Genomic DNA, 19,276 nt, shown 5'->3' with positions numbered 1-19,276 from the left:
GCAAAGTTAAAACGCAGTTATGGCAACGGAATGAATCTAAAATTAGCTTTCCATTAGAAAGCGAGCAACAGTATTAAAATGAGATTAGAAATACGATCAAAATTAAAACTACATTAGAATCGAAGGTAAGTGGGTAGTTCAATTTCTACAGTGGTTCCTTCACTCACAACAGAATTGACCTTCAATGTCCCACCATGCAACTTAATAATATTTCTAGCCAAGGGGAGTCCTATACCATAGCCGTCTATCCCACTCGTATTGGACGCTCTAAAATAAGGATCGTAGATATGATCCAAGTCACTGGAAGGTATTCCTATACCTTTGTCTTTTATTAGAATAAAGACTTTATTGTCCAATGCCCCTAAAGCAATATAAGCGGTTCTATCGGATGAATACTTACACGCGTTGCTGATAATATTGGATAGCGCAAGCTGTAGCAAAATTGCATTTCCATTCACCTTGAGTCGCATACTATCATCTGGTAACAAACTGAAATCTGTAATAATCTTAAATTTGTCATTGATGGCCTTAACAGTCAGCTCGGCGTCCATCACGATCTGATCAATACGAACGGGACTAAATGCGGTCGCATTATTAACAAAACCTGTACGCGCCAACAGTAAAAGTGCTTTTGTTTTCTTTTCCAAATGCTCTGCCGACTCAATGATCTTAAATAATGTTCGCTGGTACTCCTCTGTTGTTCGTTCTTTGGATAAAGCAAGATCTGCCTGTCCTATGATGGATGTCAATGGCGTATTTAGCTCATGTGATGCATTGCTGATAAAGTTCTTTTGCGTTTCGAAAGAAGTTTCCAAGCGCGTCAACATCCGGTTAAATGTAAGTGCCAGACCATGAAGCTCACCTTTATATTTATCCTCATCCAATCGCTTATAAAGATTTTCCGAACCAATCTCTTGCACCTCTTTCATCATGGTTAATATTGGCTTTAAGAACGAACGTTTCATAAAAACCGAAACAACGAAAATAAAGAGAATTCCCAAAATCAGACTTACAATAAGCAGATTACGAAGGTAGGCCAAATGGTGTGTATAAAAGTAATTTTCAGCAGAAGCGCCCACAATATACTTTCGACCATTTTGCGAAAAATATTTAGTTGAATAGAATTGATTACCCGACTTGAAATTTGAGCTTCCTTTTTTATTGATTTTATCCCAAAGTTCTTTATGAAATCCTTGGCTTCTTAAAATAGCACCATTGCTATCAAATTCTACTAAAAATTCATGCTGATTATTGAGATTTTCAATAAAATCAAGGCTCCACTGATCAGCCTGGGAGGCGGATTTACTATTCAGAAATTTTTCGGCAGCAATATTTCGCCGCAGATCCAGCCGTTTATAAAAATCTGTAAAAGCAAAATTCGTAACGGAATAAAAAATAAAGCCAACAAAACAACTCACATAAATGACCAGAATTGCAATGAGATAAATAAGCTTTCGATTATAATTGTGCATTTTTAAATATTCAGTCTTCTATTTTTAGAACATATCCCATACCAATAACCGTGTGGATCGCTTTTTTGCTCGTTATTTTTTCAATCTTTTTTCTCAAATAATTCACATAAACATCGACAACATTTGATCCAATATCGAAATTTATTCCCCATATTTTGTCCAAAAGCTCCGTTCTCTCAAATACCTTTTTGGGGCTCTGAATAAACAACAAGAGCAAACGATACTCTGTACTTGTCAGATTGAGTTCCTGCCCCTCACAGTAGGCTACTTTTTTATAATCATCGATACTTAGAAAACCATAACTAAATGTGTCTTTCGATGGCTGTAACTCACGTTGTGTTGCCTGTACGATAGACTGTTGCCTGCGGATCAATGAACGTATCCGAGCCTTCAATTCAATCAGCTTAAAGGGCTTGGAAAGATAGTCATCGGCACCATTATCGAGTCCGAGCACCACATTCTCCGGAGTACCAAGTGCAGTCAGCATCATAACAGGTAAATCGGTATAACCCCACTGTCTGATCTGCTTACAAATATCCAGACCATTGGTTCCTGGCAAAAGAATGTCCAATAGCACAAGAGAGACATCTTGCTTCGCCAAAAGCTGTTCCAGACCTTCCGAACGCCCCAGATGAATGACCCTATAGCCATCCTCGCCTAAGCCTTGTACGATCAAATCAGCAACATCCTGTTCATCTTCAACCAAAATAATTTTTTGCTCCTCCATATTCGTCATGATGTGTAGCTCTCTGTAATGAACTACGATCCAAACCATAAAAATAACGTTTTGACACAAGAGACACAAATCCCATTTTTGCCAAAATCTACACGAAAAGAATCTTGCTCTATTTTTCAAAAGCAAAAGCGCTGTGTTCATCGATCGTGAAACAGCGCTTTCGCCATACTAGCCATACTATTTAATTGGTTCAGCTATAATTTTACTTTACCCATTAACGGGTCTGTCTTACTTGATTTACCAGTCTCTATATGTCCAGCATAGCGGAATTTGACCGCATGATCTTCTGAACACGTTATTTCAATATCATACCAACCTTCGCTTTTGCTACAATCTATTTCAATCAAAGCAGGATCATCCTTGCGCATTGCCTTCGCATGGAAAAGATCATAGGAAGAGTCTTTAAGAAGTAAATCCCAATTTAGCGACTCAGACTGTACACAAAGAATAGGCTTTCCAGCAACTACTTTCGTATATACATCAATTGCAGGAATATGTGACTTTGCGCCTTCAATCGCACGATAGAAACCATTAGGACCATGCAATGCAAATGATATGTACTCTCCTACAATTTTATCGAGTTCCCATTCATACGTTAATTGATCCCCTTCTCGTACCGTAAAATTCCAAACTTTACCCGCCGCATGGCCATCATAATCCACATAGGAAATAACATGATAAGGCAGACCCGCTCCCGCTTTGGCTGTATCGAGCCTTCTTTCCAAGGTTGAGCTGATGGAAAGCATCGTTGGTGTATGCTGTACTTTTAGCTGCAATTCATAAGGTAAAGCACAAGCATCCTTCCATCCCTGCTCTTGCATCTGCATAGCTGCATGATACTGACCTGTCGATTTGATTTCCTCCAGTTTTTGGCTGTCGATTTTCACAAAATCTGTCGGGAGCTTTTTATTCCTGGCGGAGAATATACGTTCAACATACTCATCTCTATCCACCGGATTAAGCCTTGTTTTGGAAATGTTATCTACAGGACGAAAAGAAGTCGTTAAGTCGCCACAGACCATTCTTCGCCATTGACTGATGTTTTCTTCTCGTACCACCTTACCCGTTTTCTTCTCCAAAAAATGTTCTAAAAATTGAAGACAGGAGGTGTGGTCGAAAACTTCGGAATTGACCCAACCACCCTTAGACCAGGGTGAAGCTATCACCATTGGTACTCGATAGCCCAAACCAATAGGACTTTCAAAACTTACATTCTTACTATTTCTCCTTTTTCGCTCCTGTTCTAGCGTAACATATTCATCCGAAGTGTCGATTTCTGACACGGCACCCTGATCTTTGTTCGTGCTCAATGGCGGAACAAAAGGAGCTATATGATCAAAATATCCATCATTTTCGTCATAAGTTAAGATGAAAATCGTCTTTTTCCAAACCTCAGGGTCTTTGGTCAATATATCGAGGACTTCGGATACGTACCATGCCCCATACCAAGGTGAGCCCGGATGATCCGAGAAACGACAAGGTGCCACTAACCATGACACTGTAGGTAATTGGCGATCTTCAACATCTTTTCTAAACTGATAAAAAACATCCCCCGCAGGCACCTCAACTTCCTGCCGCTTTCCACCTTCTTTATAACTTAATTTATCAAGTTTGTGAAAGTTGGGATCAGCTAGATTAGTCACAAATGCATTGTGATGAATATCTTTTTCAAATTGGGATAGCTTTTCAAAATTTTCGGGGGTATAATGAATGACATCTCTTTTCAAATCCTCCAATTCAGCTTTGGCTTTGTGCAGCAATTCTTCTTTTGGATTTGTTTCCAAAAATTTATGCAGCTCTTTTACCCGTTCTTTCATCCACTGATAATGTGCCAAATGATATCTTACACCATACTGTTGGTGAAACTCCAGGTTGTTATCTGTAAAATTGGCCAACCAATCTTCCTCTTCTCCTTTAAAGCCTACTGGTAAACTTAGTTCATTTTGATAAACTTTCCACGAGACCCCTGCTTTTTGTAATCGTTCAGGATAGGTCTTCCACTTGACATCCTTGTAATTAATCTGACCATTGTCTACATGCGCAACAGATTCGGGATTACGGGGTTCTTCGCGCACTGTACCAGTCCAAAAATACGATCGATTAGCGCTCGTTCCCGTCAGTGAAGAGCAAAAATGCTGGTCACAAACCGTAAATGCATCTGCAAAAGCATAATAAAAAGGAATATCTGCACGGTTATAATAACCCATTGTTAAAGGCATGGCCTTATATTCTGAATTGCCAGAGCTCTTTGCTTCCAACCAATTATCCATTTTCCCGTCATGACGAGCAGCAACCATATCACGCCAACCATGCGGAAGCGACCCCATCCAAGTCGATTTACTATTGACGATATCTAAATGGAAAGGTGCAAAATATGCACCTTCCTTATTTCCTTGTATCCATACAGGTAGACCATTTGGTAATTTCATCGCGCGGGGATCGTTAAAGCCACGTACACCCTTCAAAGTTCCAAAACAATGGTCAAACGATCTGTTTTCCTGCATCAAAAAGACAACATGTTCGGCATCCAAAAAAGTTGATCCTTTTGGAGCTTCAATCGCCAAGGCTTTTTGTATTGATTCAGGCAGCCAGTTTATAGCAACTGTACTCCCAGCCAGCATGGCTGCTTTTTTTAAAAATACCCTCCTTGAATCCATTATTTTAACCACCAAGTCTGTAAATTAATATTGTCATTTCCGCCAAATTGTGATTTGATCGCATCAGATACATTCGCAGTATTATTATTGTACTCATCTTGAGGATACATCCAGCGATAGGCTGTTTTCACATTCGCAGATTTACGGAAACTCGGATATCCCGTGCGCAAATGATCAAAATAAGCCGAGTACCCCCCCTGATGAAATGAGCGCAGGTATTTCTGCATCAAAATACGTTCTAGCTTTTGCTCACTGGAGCTAGCTCCGTCAAGACTTACCGAATTTTGTTCAAGATATTTGGCCGCTTGTGCTTCATTTGTATAAGTTCCTAAATTTTTCGCATACTTTTCATAAAATTTGAACGATGCCTGTACTCCTTTGGTATACGTTGCATTGAGATCGCCCGTTATCCAACCTTTCAAAATGGCTTCAGCCAAAATAAACTGCATCTCCGAACAGCCCAATAAGACCAATGGCTCAGCTGTGGGATCTTGATAAAATCGTTCGTGGACTTTCGATAATTTACCTAATACAGCTTTTGCATTTACCTGTGCATAAGGAACAATCGGATCACCGCCTTCATAAGCCGTAAAATCATTAATCGCTTTACCCGCTTCTTTACCCAGTCTTGTTTGTGTAGCGACGGCAAATAACCGCGGATCTTTCAGGTCCTGCAATCGTTGGATAAATGTTGAATCCATATACATTCCCGATCCATAACCGCTAGAGTTAAACTCCGGATAACGATTACCCTCTTGATTCAAAAAGACGAGTTGCCCATCTTCAGCACCACTAACATCAGTGATTCTAGACTCATTGGTAAATATTTTTGAAAATTCTGTTGCTGCATTAAATGGGAGATCAGTCGCTTTCTTCGAAAGCGTCAATAATACTTTTAGGCGAAATGAATTGACTAACTTGTTCCAATTGCCATTATTTCCACCATAAATAATATCCCCATTTATGGTGTTATTGTTCTTCTTCAGAATAATACTTGCTTCCTCGAGCTCCTTCAATACACCCACCAAAACGTCTTTCTGTGTATCGTATTTCGGCGCAAAAATTGCCGAATTTTCACCCTTTGCTGCTTCTGAATAAGGGACATCACCAAACGTTAAGGTAAGATTATAAAAATAATACGCACGGAAAAATTTTGCTAATGCCAAATAACTTTCAGCGCCAATACGTTCAGCTTCTTCGGTCATCTTGGTAATATTGCGAAGATTACCATATTGCTCAAAGCTTCCCCTTTGCCAATTATAAATTTGATTCGCATTTTCACCATCCGTTTGCACAATCATTTTCAAGGCATATAGTGGTGAGGTACCGTGCCAGGTCCGAAAAGCATCCCATTCTACCTTCGTCAATAAAGCTTGCGGGTGGGTTGTTGTCGCTTCATTTGGATTAACATTTACTTCAGTCAATTTCTGACAAGAAGTTATGATTGAAAGAGAAAATAATCCAAGAAATATATGTTTATTAAATAACTTCATCGTACTACCTTATTAAAACTTAAAATCTAGAGAAAAACCAATATATCGCGTAGAAGGATCTTGTAAGTTTCCATCGTTTCCAACACCAAAATCAGGATCGATATAAGGTACTTTCTTCCACATAGCCAAATTATAGCCAAATAGTGATGCATTTAAGGCCGTAAGCTGTTTTAATTTAAACAGCTTATTGACATCATAACCTACCGACAGTCTACGCAGTTTTACAAATGATCGATCAAATACATTGGCAAACAGTTTACTTTCAGACTCTGTAACTCTGGCCTGGTAAGGATAATTTTGACTCCAAGCCTGCCAATCAACAGCTTTTGTATTACTTGTATACGTTCGGGTATCTGAAGTAATATTACCGTTCACGTCGCGGGTAAGCTCACCTCCTGTTACGATCACCCCATCTGGTACAAAAACTGGTTTCCCTGCATCATATTGTTCCTGACGATATAAGACCGAAGAAGGATGCTTTCCACCCCACCACATTTTTTCTATGGTTGTCGAATTCATCACGCCGCCAATAGATCCGTCGAAATCAAGATTTACCTGAAATCCCTTAAATTTAAACTGGTTTGCAAAACCAAATTGCCAGTCCGGTTGAAAGTAACCTAAATACTGTGGAAATGGATTTTTGGTCGGCATACCCGTATTCGGATTCAAGATAACCTTACCATCAGCCGATTTTTCCCAAACAGTACCATAATAGCTGTCTGCACGATCGCCTTTTTTAAGATTACCGTATTTCGCTTGGTTATTATAAATTTCTTCCAAACGCTGAATTGCACGAGACCAGTTTACAGTAGACGTCCACGAAAATTGTTCATTTTTAATTATATTTCCCGTCAAAGAAATCTCCAATCCTTTTGTACGGTATTTATTTCCATTTACTTTACGCGAAGTAAAAGCGGATGCTTGAGAAATACTCAAATCGATAATCTGATTTTTATCAACAACATTATAGTACGTTACATCAGCCGAAAGCCTATTTTTAAAGAAAGCCATAGAAGCACCAATTTCTAAGGAAATGGACTGCTGCGGAAGGATATCAGGATTAATAATACCTGCAGGATAGGTTACTGATGGGGTCGAACCATAGGTAACATCTTTTTTATAAGTCGCGGCAATGCTATAAGGATCCAGATCAGAAGATACCGATGCCCAGGAACTGTACAATTTAACAAAGTCAATTTGCGCTGGCAGTTTAAAATAATCGGAGATAACACTACTTAGTGAAACCGATGGATAAAAGAATGACTGATTTGCCTTTGATAATGTGGATGACCAGTCATTTCTTCCTGAAAAATTCAGATAGGTCGACTTAAACACATTTAAATTTACCGACGCATAAGCACTTCGGATTATTTTTTCAGTTGTTGTATTTGTTGCCTTAACTGGGCCTTGGGTATTGCCTAAGTTGTAGACAAATGGTACAACTAAACCATCTGTAGTTTGATAAAGCTCACGATAATCTCTTTTGAAAGTGGAAGATCCCGCATTAACGGTTACACCGAAATTATCAGACAACTGCTTAATATAAGTTGCTAAGACGTCCGCATCAAAATTGAGCTGTTTGCTATCCCAGTTTTTATAATCCCCATTCCGTGAATCGCCATAATTCATGTAAGACTTAGGACTCTGCATGTCCTGGAATAGATTTTTTTGTCTTGCTGCAGCACGACCTTTGATGGTAAATTCAGGTGAAATACGCCAAGTTAAAGCAGTCTGCCCGGCCAAAATATCTTGATCGTATACTTGGTTCAACTCATTAGCTGCAAAATAAGGGTTGTTGTACCAAGCATAGTTATAGTTTGCTTGACGATAGCCTTCCTGTCCCGGAATATAGAGGTGATCCTTTAATTCCTGTCCATTTACATCATTTCCCATCCACAACAAAATCGTATACATATGATTTTTAGGCCCATATCCATACCTTGGATAATTTGGAGATTTCACTTTATTATAGGATAAGTTAAGATCTAATTGCACCTCAGGAGTAAAACGGTAAGAGGTATTCAAATTTAATCCACCTGTAGAAAGCTTTGTATTGGGCACCTGACCTTTTTGATAGGCATATTTTCCTGTTCCAAATATGCTTACCTTTTCTGAACGATACGATAATGTCGCATTATTTTCGGTAATCAGTCCAGTTCCAAGGAAATCCTCTAAATTGTTATGTGCGACCCAATCAATCGGCACTCTTTCGTAACGTGACTTATCGTTATACTTGGTTCCACTCACATCACCCCACCAAGGAATCACTTCACCAGTTTGCTTATCACGAATCGGACTGTTCCATTGTGCAACCTTTATTCCGGAGTTCAATTTGGGTCCCCATGTCATATCTCCATCTGAAATACCTCCATCAGCACCATCCCAAAATTCATATTTACCGTTGGATCCACTTCCGAACTCCTTCTGCGATTCAGGAAAAACCGTAAATCCTGCAGAAAACATATTACTGGTTCCAACCGAAAACTCCAGCCTATCACTTTTTGCACTTTTGGTTGTAATTAAGATCGCGCCATTTTTACCGCGTGATCCATATAAAGATGAAGCGGCTGTTCCTTTTAGTACATTGATATTCTCTATGTTTTGACTGGACATGTCGTAAAAATCAGATTCTACAGGAATACCATCTACGACAATAAGTGGGGTCTTACCACGCAATTGAAAAGATGGTGCCTGAAAAATCCCCGTTGGATTATTAACGATCAGACCAGATACTTGTCCCGTTAGCGCTGTACCAATATTCATTGTTTTAGACTCTTTAAGTACGTCTAATTTAACTTCTTGGGTAGCGTAACCAATTTGCTTCTTTTGTTGCTTGATACCAATTGCCGTGACAACAACCTCATCCAACTTTGAATCATCCTTTTCCAAAACCACTACAAGATCCCCATCTGTAGCAGTTATTGTAGCTGTTTTATATCCTAAAGAAGAAACACGGATTTGGTCGCCAACCTGACCTTTCACATTGAATTTACCATTAAACTCTGTACGCGTACTCTGTTTGCTGGTTTCATTGATGATCGTGCCGCCGTCAATAGGTTTGCCGTCCTGATCCTTAACAATCCCTTTAATAATAGCTTGATCGGCAATTTCGAGCTTGGTAGTTTCATTCGCAAAGTTTGCCCATACGCTATCGACATGTGCCGCATTCAGCAATGCAATAGCTAAGGTCACCTGAGCTGTTTTCCTAAATTGAGGTAGTTTAATAGGTTTCATTATTTTGAATTTTGCCCAAAAAAATGAAACCTATATTACTAGAAGATGAGTAGTATATTAACAATGCAATCTTAAAGATTGCTTAACTTAACATTAATATCGTTCGCGCTGCAATCTCCTATACATCAACCTGCATATTGAGCTTCCGCGTGCTTCGTCGAACCGCATAGATGACTATAATGAAAATAATCCAATCTATCGCCGCGCTCGCTACATAAATGCTGTGTACACCAAAATATTTTGGCGCAATAATTAAGATAGGAATATAAAATACAACCTGCCGCAATACACTGATAAAAGTCGCAGGCTTGGCATGATCAATGGAGGGAAACCACACCATCGCCATAAAAATAAATGGAAGAACCAATAAAACACTCATGTAAATTCTGAAATCCATTAGCTGCTGTATTGAAAAAATCGCTCCTGGTATCATGATAGATATCACGGCAACGGGATGCAGCATCACCAGCAACCAGAACGGAAGCAGAATCAGCAGCCCAGTAATGGCAAATAAACGGTAAGAATTGATACTTCTCGTATACTGCCCAGCACCATAGTTCATCCCCGTTACAGGCTGCAAAGCCCGCATAAGCCCCCATAGTGGGGTATTTAATAAAATATAAAGCCGATTGACCGCCGTAAAAAACGTAATATCCATATCATTTCCGTAATTGGCCAATGCGTTGAAGACAACAATATTCTGGATTACAATCATGACCATCATGACAAACCCAGGCATTCCTAACGAAAAAGTTTCTTTTAAAATCGATAAATCCCAAGATAAAGACCAAAACTTTGTTTTGAACGAAGCCTTTCCCCCGGCGTAATACCATACACCTAAAAATGTGTAGATGATCATCGACATATTGGTTGCCCAAGCTGCTCCTGAAACACCCCAACCAAAGTGTTCTATAAAAACCGGTTTAAGTAAGACATCAACAAGCAACCCTATTGCAATCATCCAGGCCGCAGTTTTCATACGACCCTCTGCACGAATAATCATATTGAGGGCCAAACCATAAATCCAGAAAAAACTACCCAATATGGTTGCTCGAAAGTAATCCACCCCAAGAGCCAATATCTCACCTCGACCGCCCATCATGTAGACCAATTTGTCGGCAAATACATAGCAAGGGAGCGTAATTATAAGAGAGAAAATAATCGTCAAAAAATGCACCGTACCAAATGACCTATGTAATTTCTCCTGTTGATCCCCACCTATCCAAATGCTAATTGCCGCCCCCATACCTGTTCCGATCAGAGTACCAAAACCTTGTGCAAATTGGGCTAAAGGATAGGTTACACCGACAGCTGCCAACGCTGTATTGTTAATCAGATGACCAACAAAAATACCATCCAGAAAATTGTTCAGACCATACAGGACCATTGCAATCACGGCAGGCCACGACATCTGCCACATCACCCTGCTTAACTTGCCGTTTAAGATCAGTTGTTTCTGTTTCTCCATAACCTATCGTAAACGTTAAGCCCGGATTTCTTCACTCTCACTACGGCGATCTGTAGCAGATTTATCTTCAGCAACTCCGGCTTTCCAATACGAATAAGCATAAAGTTCCTCTCTTCCCCAACCGAGATCCTTACGCAAATAATTCCGAATCTCCTTAACTGTCGAAAATTCAGCAGCTACATAAGCAAATTTATCCTCTACGGGCAAGGATCTGATCTTCACCAAATCCGCCAAAAGGCTACCTTCCTGTGGCGTATCATTATGTAACCAGATAAAATCAATAGCAGCCTTAGTCTTCAATTGCTGTATATCTTCGCTACCATGTACTTCAATCATACAGATTCCCTTTGCCGAAGGTGGCAAATCTTCTAAGATTGCCCCCAGAACAGGAATTGCAGTTGCATCCCCAACAAGGAGATAGTTAGCTGCAACTTCATATAGAGACGTCTTCCCTGCTTTCATCAGAATCCCAAGCACATCACCAGGTTTTGCAGCCATAGCCCAAGCGGAAGCTGGCCCCTCATCACCATGGGCAACAAAATCAATCCATACTTCATTTCTATCAAGGTTGATACCGCGATGTGTATAAGTTCGAACTGTTGGCCTAATCGCTTCATCCATCGGCTTCCACTGCCCTCGTTCATAATCAAATTCTGGAAAATAAATGCGATCTACATGCTTTGGCGGAATCAAGATCTTGTTATTGACTCCGACGGTCGTATTAGCGATTTGATCTACACCATCACCAGTCAAATAAACACGAATATAATGTGGCGTCAGGTATTCTTTTCTACTTACAGTCAGGGCGAGCTGTATTACTTTCATTTCAGTTTTTCCCATGATTTTCTAATTACATACATATTTGATCAAAAGATTTCTATTAAGAATCTTTCTAAACAAAGGTAATTATTCGACTTTATCAAACCCGATTCATGCGCTATTAAAACTTCCGTAAGAAGGAATAAAAGGTCCGTAAAGTGTGAAAAAAGCTATTCCACATCACAAGGTATTTTTTAGCTTACTCGGTGGGATTCCAAATTTACGTTTAAAGGCGTCCGAAAAATGGCGTTGATTTTTGTAACCAACCAAATCAGAAACTTCACCGATTGTTCGATCTTCATCTAAGATCAGTTTCTTGGCATGTTCCATTTTTGCGTCATGCCAAAAACCAAAAACAGTGGTACCAAAGAGCTCCTTAAAACCTTTTTTCAATGTGAATTCATTGGTACCCACCAGATGCGCGAGATTGACCAGTGTACTATTGGTATCCATATTTTTTAAAAGAAACTCACGAACGGCATATATCTTATCGATATCGGCTTGTTTTAACGAAACTGCTACAAAATCTTCTTCCTGAAACTGTTCCAATTGAAGAAGCAAGAGCTCCATAATCTTTGCTTCCAGGAAAATTTTCTTAAAAATTCCCTTTCGTTGACAATTGATTATCTCGTTGATAATTTGATACATATCGTGGGTAATCCGTCTATGCATATTGGTCAGCAATCCCGATTTACCACGGTCAATGGCATTACGAAAATCTGCAAAGAATTTAGAATCGTCGGGTAAGAATCTTTTAAAAAATTCGGGCGATAAGTTTATTTCACATAACTGAAACTCCTGATTCCCCCACTCCATTTGACCACACATTGAATTTCCGTAAATAATATTATGCTGGTAGGTCTCGAAATTTACACCTGAGGGCATCATTTCGCCACTCGCCTGACTATTACCCTTTAAAGCAAAGTGCATTTCAACTGTTTCAAAATCACTTTCAAAACGAAACCGCATCCGTTTAAATAATTGTGCATGACCGTAACCAATATGAATACCATCGAAGAAAACCTCCTTGTAAAAACCTTTTCCAAATGTAGTATCCAAATGTGTTACAGATTCATAAATTCCCGTGTCGACAGAAAAGCAGGTACTTGGGTAAGTCCGCTCCAATAATAAATTGGGTGAATCAATATCATATAATCTTAGTGCCATTTTTAATTCCTTTTAGGATTCAAATAGTCTTACGCACATTAGGCAATATATCTTAGCAGAATATTCCCTTCGACGGACATTTTACTCCTTTATGCAGACCCCATAACAATAGAATGCCTGCTATCTTTGACTAAAGTATAAAATTATTTAGAATCATTCTTAATTATTTTAAAAATAATTCACTATGGATACAAATAGAAATCAGGATATGGCAGACAACTTTCCACTCATCCAGGATAGCATTTATAATAACATCAAGATTGCCAATCCAAATGCAACGAAACATGATATTATTTTAGCCGCAGAAAAAGCGAAAGTCTTAGATTTCGCCTGGGAATTTCCAAAGGGGCTCGACACATGGATTGATGATAGCAGATATCCTTTATCCAGCATACAACAACAACAAATCCAACTGGCCCGTAAATTTTTAAGGGCATTGTCGTAATGACAATGCCCTCCTTATGCTATGCCGTGCAGCGTGCTGCGGTGGCATAACTATTTAATCACCTCAGTTAACTATAACCAGCCCTTTACGAGATCGTTATGTTTCTTGACCCATTCTTTTGCCGTAATTGCTTTGTTCTGGCTTCCCTGCATTTGTGACAACAAATCAGCCATTGTTGATTCATCAAAGTGGACTTTCGAGAAAAATCGGGCTAGCTCCGGCTGCTCAATGTTAAAGTCTCCCCGTGCAAAAATTTTAATTTGCTCGGCATCACCCAATGTCTTTTTGGGGTCATCCAAAAACTTCAATTTCATTTTAGCAAACATCCAATGCGGTTGCCAGCCAGCTACCACAATCCAACGTTTTGCTTTGATCGCGTTTTGCAATTCCGTGATCATAGCGACGGTAGATGAGTTCACATGCTTATAATCGAGGCTATAATCTTTGATCACCTGATCCACCGCACGTGTTATTCCAGCCCCCTTTTCTATACCAATGATCCTACTATCAAACTCTTTTTCATGTTTTTTCAACTCTTCAATTCCATCAATTGTTACGTAATCCGGTACAACAAGTCCATTTCGCGCATGGTTATAACTCGTTCCAAGCTCTTCAATATTTGGGAATTTAGCCACTTTACTTCCATGGGTCAATGGCAGCCAGACATCCATATATAGATCTGTATCGCCATTGTTCATGGAGGCTAAGATCATATCTGGCGTAGCTCGCTGGATAACAACATGATACCCCTTTTCTTCCATAATAACTTTTGCGACCTCTGTCATTGCGACTCCTTCGGCCCAGCCATCGACCATACCGATATGAATAATATTTTTATTCCGGCCTGTGGTGCATGAAGCAAGCAATAACACCATCAGACACAATACCATACTTTTTATTTTCCTCATACTATGCTTTCTTTTTTACAAAGCCCTGCGTGATCCGATCCAAAATAATAGCGAGAATCACAACGGACAAACCACTTTCAAAACCAAGACCAATATCCAAGTTGTTAATACCCTCAAGCACTTTTTCTCCCAAGCCACCAGCAGCAATCATTCCGGCAATAACAACCATAGATAAAGACAGTAATATGGTCTGATTGATCCCTGCTAAGATTGTTTTTGTAGCCAAGGGCAGCTCTACTTTAAATAAGATCTGACTATTGGTTGCTCCAAATGAACGCGCAGCTTCCACAATATCTTTTGGAACCGCATCAATCCCTAGAGTCGTCAAACGGACAGCAGGTGGCATAGCGAAAATAATGGTAGCAAAAGCTCCCGGGACTTTACCGATACTAAAAAATAAAACCGCTGGAATCAAGTAAACAAAGGCAGGCATCGTCTGCATTAAATCAAGTAAGGGCCGAATGATTTTCGCTGCTAGTTTATTCTTCGCGGCCCACACGCCCAAAGGAACTGATATAACCAATGCTGTCAGTGTAGCGACCAACACTAGGGCCAAAGTCTCCATCGTTGCAATCCAAAATCCCATCAGATAGATCAATGTTAATCCCACCAATGTTGTCAATGCAACCCCTTTCCCAGATTTCCACCAGGCTAAACCTGTAAATAATGCGATTATAATAAAAAAAGGTATTGTTGTTAGCACCCATTCCAGTCCAATAATGGATGCATTCCCCGTATTTTTTATCAAGTTAAAAAATGGTTCTAAATGATCTGTCAGCCAATTGACGGCTACAGCAATGTATTGTCCTATATCGATTACTTTATTCATTTCTACTGATTATTTGCTTTCTCTTTTAATTCAATAATTTCTTCTTCATTATACTTTGTCGCTTCGATAATCAATGATGTCTGTGTTACGATCCCCAACAAACGATTATGTTCATTCACCACAGCGATTGGCGACCGGATCTCCGATATCAAGGGCAACATTTCTTCAACGGTCACCTCTTTTGATACAGTTGGAACGGTCGTATGTATAATGGATTCTACGGTAGGTTCCCTACGCTTTGCAGATTGAATGACTTCACTCATATGAACAAAACCAAGAAAAGTCTCATGAGCATCAACTACAGGGAGAATCTCAATTCCTGTCGACCGCATTTTACGTAGAGCCCCCTCAGGGCCATCTTTTTTGAAACGTACAACAGTAGGTTTCTCAAACATCAGTGAACCTGCCGAAATGATGGACTTGCGATCCACTTTTTCAACAAAGGCTTTAACATACTCACTCGCTGGATTTGTCAAGATATCTTCCGCAGTACCGATCTGTTCGATGACACCATCTTTCATAATAGCAATACGATCGCCCAATTTGATTGCTTCATCGAGATCATGGGTAATAAAAACGATCGTTTTTTGTAAATTATCCTGCAACTCCAATAACTGATCTTGCATTTCTGTTTTAATCAGGGGATCTAGTGCTGAAAATGCCTCATCCATCAGTAATACTTCGGGATCATTTGCAAGTGCCCGAGCCAGTCCAACCCGCTGTTGCATACCACCAGATAACTGAGACGGTAACTGTTGTTCAAATCCGCTCAGCCCCACTACATCAAGTGCTTTCTGAGCCTTAGATTCCCGTTTGTCTCGTTCTTCCCCTCTTAGTTCTAAACCAAAAGCGGCATTGCTCAATACGGTGTGATGTGGCAACAGACCAAACTTCTGAAAGACCATACTCATTTCTGTCCTACGGACTTCAAGAAGATCCTTATTATTTTTCCCTGTAATATCCTCTCCATTGATAAATACCTTTCCTGATGTGGGTTCGTTCAATCGATTAAGACAACGAAGCAGGGTAGATTTCCCACTGCCTGATAGTCCCATTATAACAAAGAATTCACCCTCGAAGATTTCAAAATTAGCTTTGTTGATTCCGATCGTGCAATCTGTCTTTGCCAAGATCTCCTTTTTGGAGAAACCCTCATTTAGTAATTTCAAAGCTTGCTTCTTCTGTTTTCCGAAAACAAGTACCAAGTCTTCAACTTTTACTTTTACCTTGCTAGTTTTATCCATTCTTTAATTTTTTTAAACATAAATAAACCATAAGGGCATGAGTGATCCACTAAGGCCATACGCCTACGCTATTTTCTTACAAATAAAAATATCCCTACAGTTGAGTTCGTTTGATCGAAATCTTACTCGTACAGTTCAATCAACTTATTAACTAACATACTTTACTCTCGGTTCGGTAAGAGCAATGATGAAAAAGAAACTAATCTTTTAAAGACGAAATGCTCCATTCAAAAAGCATCTCCAAAATATACTTCAACAAGTATAACGAACAACCTAGGCTGTGCCAACGGCACAAAGCCATAGCGGAATAAACTCACGCCATTCTGTCTTTTGACAGTACAAAGGTACGAAAAATAAATTTAACGTCTTTTTCGAACCATATAAACCTATTTTACAACAACTTATAAAAATAAAAATGAAATCTGATTTTTTGAAGATAAAATCAGTAAACTTAGTAGCTAAACCAGCCGGTCTCGCAGCCCATATTGTACACATAATCCTTTTACCTTTTTCGCAAATGCCTGTCGATAATAGCTGGGAAGTTTACCGCCCGGACCAAACAATCGTTGGTGTTTTTCCACGAGCTGTGGATAGCGTTTTTCAACCGCACGCATAACCAAAGTCCGATTATCACCAGGGTCAGAACCATATAATGCCAAGGTATCTCTCCGTTTTGTTTTGTTAAGAATGGATTTAGCAATTACACGCTGCATACGGAACTTTACGTTTAATGAAAATCTATCTTATAAAAACAAATTTTAACATCCTAAGTTAGTTCAAAATTACGACTAAGAGACAAAAAATAACTCCATAAAATTATTCGTTTAAATAAATTTTACAAAACTCCTTTCGACTACATATTCCCTCAATTTGGCGATTTTTATTAGACGCGCTTTATGGAAGTTTGTATTACAAATACAAAGAAATATGACACAAAATACGCAAAGTAAAATCTGGTTTATCACGGGCAGTTCGCGCGGATTCGGGAAAATCTGGACAGAGACAGCATTACAGCGGGGAGACAAAGTAATTGCTACCGCACGACGACTCTCTTCCATCGCCTATCTCAATGAGAAATATGGAGACAACGTATTGACACTGGAATTGGACGTTACCGATACCGAAAAAGTAAAAACTGTTGTACAACAGGCATATGATCACTTTGGCCAGTTAGACATTGTCCTTAACAATGCAGGTTACTCTCTTGTTGGAACTATTGAGGAAGCTAGCATGGACGATATTCGAAAACAATACGAAACAAATATCCTTGGACCGGTAGCTGTCATTCAAGCTGTTTTACCATTATTACGTCAGCAAGGACATGGCCACATCTTAGGTACATCAAGTAGCCTAGGCCACGTCACACTGCCTGTAATCGGATACTATTGTTCCTCAAAATGGGCATTTGAAGCAATACACGAAAGCTTAGCACTTGAGGTCAAAGCGTTTGGCATCAGAGTAACCATCATAGAACCCGGAGCCTATGCCACCGAATTTGGAAGTCAGGAATCACTACAATTTGCTGAAACATTAGATCCTTACCAGGATTTTAAAGCCCAGTTTTTTACTGATTTAGGAAAAATGGAGAAAGGCGATCCGAATGCGACTCCAGCTGCAATCTTCAGTATTGTTGACACAGAAAATCCTCCCTTGCGGTTTAATCTAGGAAATGGGAACCTATCTTGGGTAAGTAGTGTATATGCCGAAAGGATTGCCACATGGAAAGAATGGGATACTGTTTCAGCCCAAGCTCAAGGCGTTTCCAAGTAATCCCTATGTCAATAATTCATTCTCGTTTACATTATCGACTATTGTAAACGAGAATTATGTAAATTCAAAAATGAAAAAAGAACAAAAAGCTCTCCCAAAGATGGAATCCCTATCGGATATTCACCGTGCTTTTGGCCTTCCAACACCGGCCCACCCCTTGGTCAGCATGGTGAATGGCAGCACTCATCAGGTTATGCTCAACAATATTCCTCAACCGCATGTATTGAATTTTTACAAAATATCCTACAAACCGAGTGTTAAAGGAAAACTCATCTATGGACAAGGTTACTATGACTTTGACGAAGGTGGACTTCTGTTTGCCGCTCCAAATCAAATTATAGGAAACCACGGCACAAATGAAGGCGAGGTATGCTCACAATATACCCTTTTGATACATCCTGATTTCTTTTGGGGATATCCCCTAGCAAAAAAAATAAAACAATACGGCTTTTTTTCTTATACCACAAATGAAGCCTTACATTTATCCGAAAAAGAAAAAGACCGAATTATTTCCATCTTCCGACACATCGATGAAGAATTAACTAGCCGAATCGATGACTTTAGTCAAGATGTGATTATTTCCCACATTGAATTACTTTTAAATTATGCCAACCGATTTTATAAAAGACAATTTATCACCCGAAAAGCGATTAACACGAACTTAATAGCCAAACTTGAGGAAATATTGGAAGCATATTTCTCTAACAATATTTCTACTAAACAAGGCATTCCAACGGTACAGTATCTTGCTGAACGCCTACACATTTCGGCCAGTTATTTAAGCGATATGCTCCGTTTGCAGACCGGTGAAAATACGCAACATTTCATCCATGATAAAATAATTGACAAAGCAAAAGAGAAATTATCCATCACAAACCTATCTGTAAGCGAAGTTGCTTACGACTTGGGCTTTGGTCATCCCCAATCATTTAACAAGTTATTCAAAGCGAAGACAAATATGTCTCCTTTGGCCTTCCGAAAATCTTTTCCCCAACCAAATAAGTAGGTAAATACGAGAAAAATAGGTGATATAG

15 protein-coding genes are annotated in these 19,276 nt (G+C 39.4%); 3 read left to right on the top strand and 12 right to left on the bottom strand.

The genetic code is table 11. The features are described from left to right. Positions 1 to 113: 113 nt before the first annotated feature. The 8 genes from A9970_RS23685 to A9970_RS23650 all read right to left on the bottom strand — a co-directional run bounded on the left by A9970_RS23685 (position 114) and on the right by A9970_RS23650 (position 13,046). Positions 114 to 1,472, bottom strand: a complete 1,359-nt coding sequence (locus A9970_RS23685) for an ATP-binding protein (protein WP_159727718.1) — start codon at positions 1,470 to 1,472, stop codon at positions 114 to 116. A gap of 10 nt (positions 1,473 to 1,482) precedes the next feature. Further along, the gene (locus A9970_RS23680) at positions 1,483 to 2,247 is read right to left on the bottom strand and encodes a response regulator transcription factor (protein ID WP_235032803.1); all 765 of its coding nucleotides are present in this window, start codon (positions 2,245 to 2,247) and stop codon (positions 1,483 to 1,485) included. A 155-nt stretch (positions 2,248 to 2,402) separates the two neighbouring features. Beyond that, positions 2,403 to 4,865 (bottom strand): phosphocholine-specific phospholipase C, encoded by a 2,463-nt coding sequence (locus A9970_RS23675; protein ID WP_182983971.1) that lies wholly within the window; start codon positions 4,863 to 4,865, stop codon positions 2,403 to 2,405. Then, the gene (locus A9970_RS23670) at positions 4,865 to 6,358 is read right to left on the bottom strand and encodes a SusD/RagB family nutrient-binding outer membrane lipoprotein (protein ID WP_182983970.1); all 1,494 of its coding nucleotides are present in this window, start codon (positions 6,356 to 6,358) and stop codon (positions 4,865 to 4,867) included. Before A9970_RS23670 ends, A9970_RS23675 begins: the two co-directional genes overlap by 1 nt. A 12-nt stretch (positions 6,359 to 6,370) precedes the next feature. Further along, entirely contained in the window at positions 6,371 to 9,592 is a 3,222-nt protein-coding gene (locus tag A9970_RS23665) for a SusC/RagA family TonB-linked outer membrane protein (RefSeq protein WP_182983969.1), read from the bottom strand. Positions 9,593 to 9,710: 118 nt separating this feature from the next. Beyond that, positions 9,711 to 11,060, bottom strand: coding sequence for an MATE family efflux transporter (locus A9970_RS23660; protein WP_182983968.1), 1,350 nt, complete (start codon positions 11,058 to 11,060; stop codon positions 9,711 to 9,713). Between the two features lie 15 nt (positions 11,061 to 11,075). Further along, complete coding sequence (locus A9970_RS23655) at positions 11,076 to 11,900, bottom strand: siderophore-interacting protein (protein WP_182983967.1); 825 nt, start codon at positions 11,898 to 11,900, stop codon at positions 11,076 to 11,078. A gap of 159 nt (positions 11,901 to 12,059) precedes the next feature. Further along, positions 12,060 to 13,046, bottom strand: coding sequence for a helix-turn-helix transcriptional regulator (locus A9970_RS23650; protein ID WP_182983966.1), 987 nt, complete (start codon positions 13,044 to 13,046; stop codon positions 12,060 to 12,062). 184 nt (positions 13,047 to 13,230) lie between these two features. Between A9970_RS23650 and A9970_RS23645 the strand changes: the two genes are divergently transcribed. After that, complete coding sequence (locus tag A9970_RS23645) at positions 13,231 to 13,491, top strand: hypothetical protein (RefSeq protein ID WP_046675378.1); 261 nt, start codon at positions 13,231 to 13,233, stop codon at positions 13,489 to 13,491. Between the two features lie 71 nt (positions 13,492 to 13,562). Here the strand turns inward: A9970_RS23645 and A9970_RS23640 are convergent, their stop codons facing one another. From A9970_RS23640 to A9970_RS23625, 4 genes are all read right to left on the bottom strand, one after another. Continuing rightward, on the bottom strand, positions 13,563 to 14,399 hold the full coding sequence (locus tag A9970_RS23640) for a glycine betaine ABC transporter substrate-binding protein (RefSeq protein ID WP_182983965.1): 837 nt from the start codon (positions 14,397 to 14,399) through the stop codon (positions 13,563 to 13,565). A 1-nt stretch (position 14,400) separates the two neighbouring features. Further along, on the bottom strand, positions 14,401 to 15,228 hold the full coding sequence (locus tag A9970_RS23635) for a proline/glycine betaine ABC transporter permease (RefSeq protein WP_075993479.1): 828 nt from the start codon (positions 15,226 to 15,228) through the stop codon (positions 14,401 to 14,403). A gap of 2 nt (positions 15,229 to 15,230) precedes the next feature. Further along, positions 15,231 to 16,472: a glycine betaine/L-proline ABC transporter ATP-binding protein gene (locus A9970_RS23630; protein ID WP_182331170.1), complete on the bottom strand. Its 1,242-nt coding sequence runs from the start codon at positions 16,470 to 16,472 to the stop codon at positions 15,231 to 15,233. A 458-nt stretch (positions 16,473 to 16,930) separates the two neighbouring features. Beyond that, positions 16,931 to 17,185, bottom strand: coding sequence for a hypothetical protein (locus tag A9970_RS23625; protein WP_182983964.1), 255 nt, complete (start codon positions 17,183 to 17,185; stop codon positions 16,931 to 16,933). 214 nt (positions 17,186 to 17,399) lie between these two features. Between A9970_RS23625 and A9970_RS23620 the strand changes: the two genes are divergently transcribed. Further along, positions 17,400 to 18,242 (top strand): SDR family NAD(P)-dependent oxidoreductase, encoded by an 843-nt coding sequence (locus A9970_RS23620; protein ID WP_182983963.1) that lies wholly within the window; start codon positions 17,400 to 17,402, stop codon positions 18,240 to 18,242. A gap of 70 nt (positions 18,243 to 18,312) precedes the next feature. After that, positions 18,313 to 19,248 (top strand): AraC family transcriptional regulator, encoded by a 936-nt coding sequence (locus tag A9970_RS23615; protein WP_182983962.1) that lies wholly within the window; start codon positions 18,313 to 18,315, stop codon positions 19,246 to 19,248. Positions 19,249 to 19,276: the final 28 nt, after the last annotated feature.

Source organism: Sphingobacterium sp. UME9 (assembly GCF_014170215.1).
In the GTDB taxonomy this organism is placed as follows: Bacteria; Bacteroidota; Bacteroidia; order Sphingobacteriales; family Sphingobacteriaceae; genus Sphingobacterium; species Sphingobacterium paramultivorum.
This window is presented reverse-complemented; position numbering and strand designations above follow the sequence as displayed.

Bases quoted from the DNA above. Each gene is read 5' to 3' on its own strand.
- A9970_RS23665 (WP_182983969.1), bottom strand. From the start codon at position 9,592: ATGAAACCTATTAAACTACCTCAATTTAGGAAAACAGCTCAGGTGACC.
- A9970_RS23650 (WP_182983966.1), bottom strand. From the start codon at position 13,046: ATGGCACTAAGATTATATGATATTGATTCACCCAATTTATTATTGGAG.
- A9970_RS23620 (WP_182983963.1), top strand. From the start codon at position 17,400: ATGACACAAAATACGCAAAGTAAAATCTGGTTTATCACGGGCAGTTCG.
- A9970_RS23635 (WP_075993479.1), bottom strand. From the start codon at position 15,228: ATGAATAAAGTAATCGATATAGGACAATACATTGCTGTAGCCGTCAAT.
- A9970_RS23640 (WP_182983965.1), bottom strand. From the start codon at position 14,399: ATGAGGAAAATAAAAAGTATGGTATTGTGTCTGATGGTGTTATTGCTT.
- A9970_RS23680 (WP_235032803.1), bottom strand. From the start codon at position 2,247: ATGGTTTGGATCGTAGTTCATTACAGAGAGCTACACATCATGACGAAT.
- A9970_RS23625 (WP_182983964.1), bottom strand. From the start codon at position 17,185: ATGCAGCGTGTAATTGCTAAATCCATTCTTAACAAAACAAAACGGAGA.
- A9970_RS23615 (WP_182983962.1), top strand. From the start codon at position 18,313: ATGAAAAAAGAACAAAAAGCTCTCCCAAAGATGGAATCCCTATCGGAT.
- A9970_RS23645 (WP_046675378.1), top strand. From the start codon at position 13,231: ATGGATACAAATAGAAATCAGGATATGGCAGACAACTTTCCACTCATC.
- A9970_RS23670 (WP_182983970.1), bottom strand. From the start codon at position 6,358: ATGAAGTTATTTAATAAACATATATTTCTTGGATTATTTTCTCTTTCA.
- A9970_RS23685 (WP_159727718.1), bottom strand. From the start codon at position 1,472: ATGCACAATTATAATCGAAAGCTTATTTATCTCATTGCAATTCTGGTC.
- A9970_RS23630 (WP_182331170.1), bottom strand. From the start codon at position 16,472: ATGGATAAAACTAGCAAGGTAAAAGTAAAAGTTGAAGACTTGGTACTT.
- A9970_RS23660 (WP_182983968.1), bottom strand. From the start codon at position 11,060: ATGGAGAAACAGAAACAACTGATCTTAAACGGCAAGTTAAGCAGGGTG.
- A9970_RS23655 (WP_182983967.1), bottom strand. From the start codon at position 11,900: ATGGGAAAAACTGAAATGAAAGTAATACAGCTCGCCCTGACTGTAAGT.
- A9970_RS23675 (WP_182983971.1), bottom strand. From the start codon at position 4,865: ATGGATTCAAGGAGGGTATTTTTAAAAAAAGCAGCCATGCTGGCTGGG.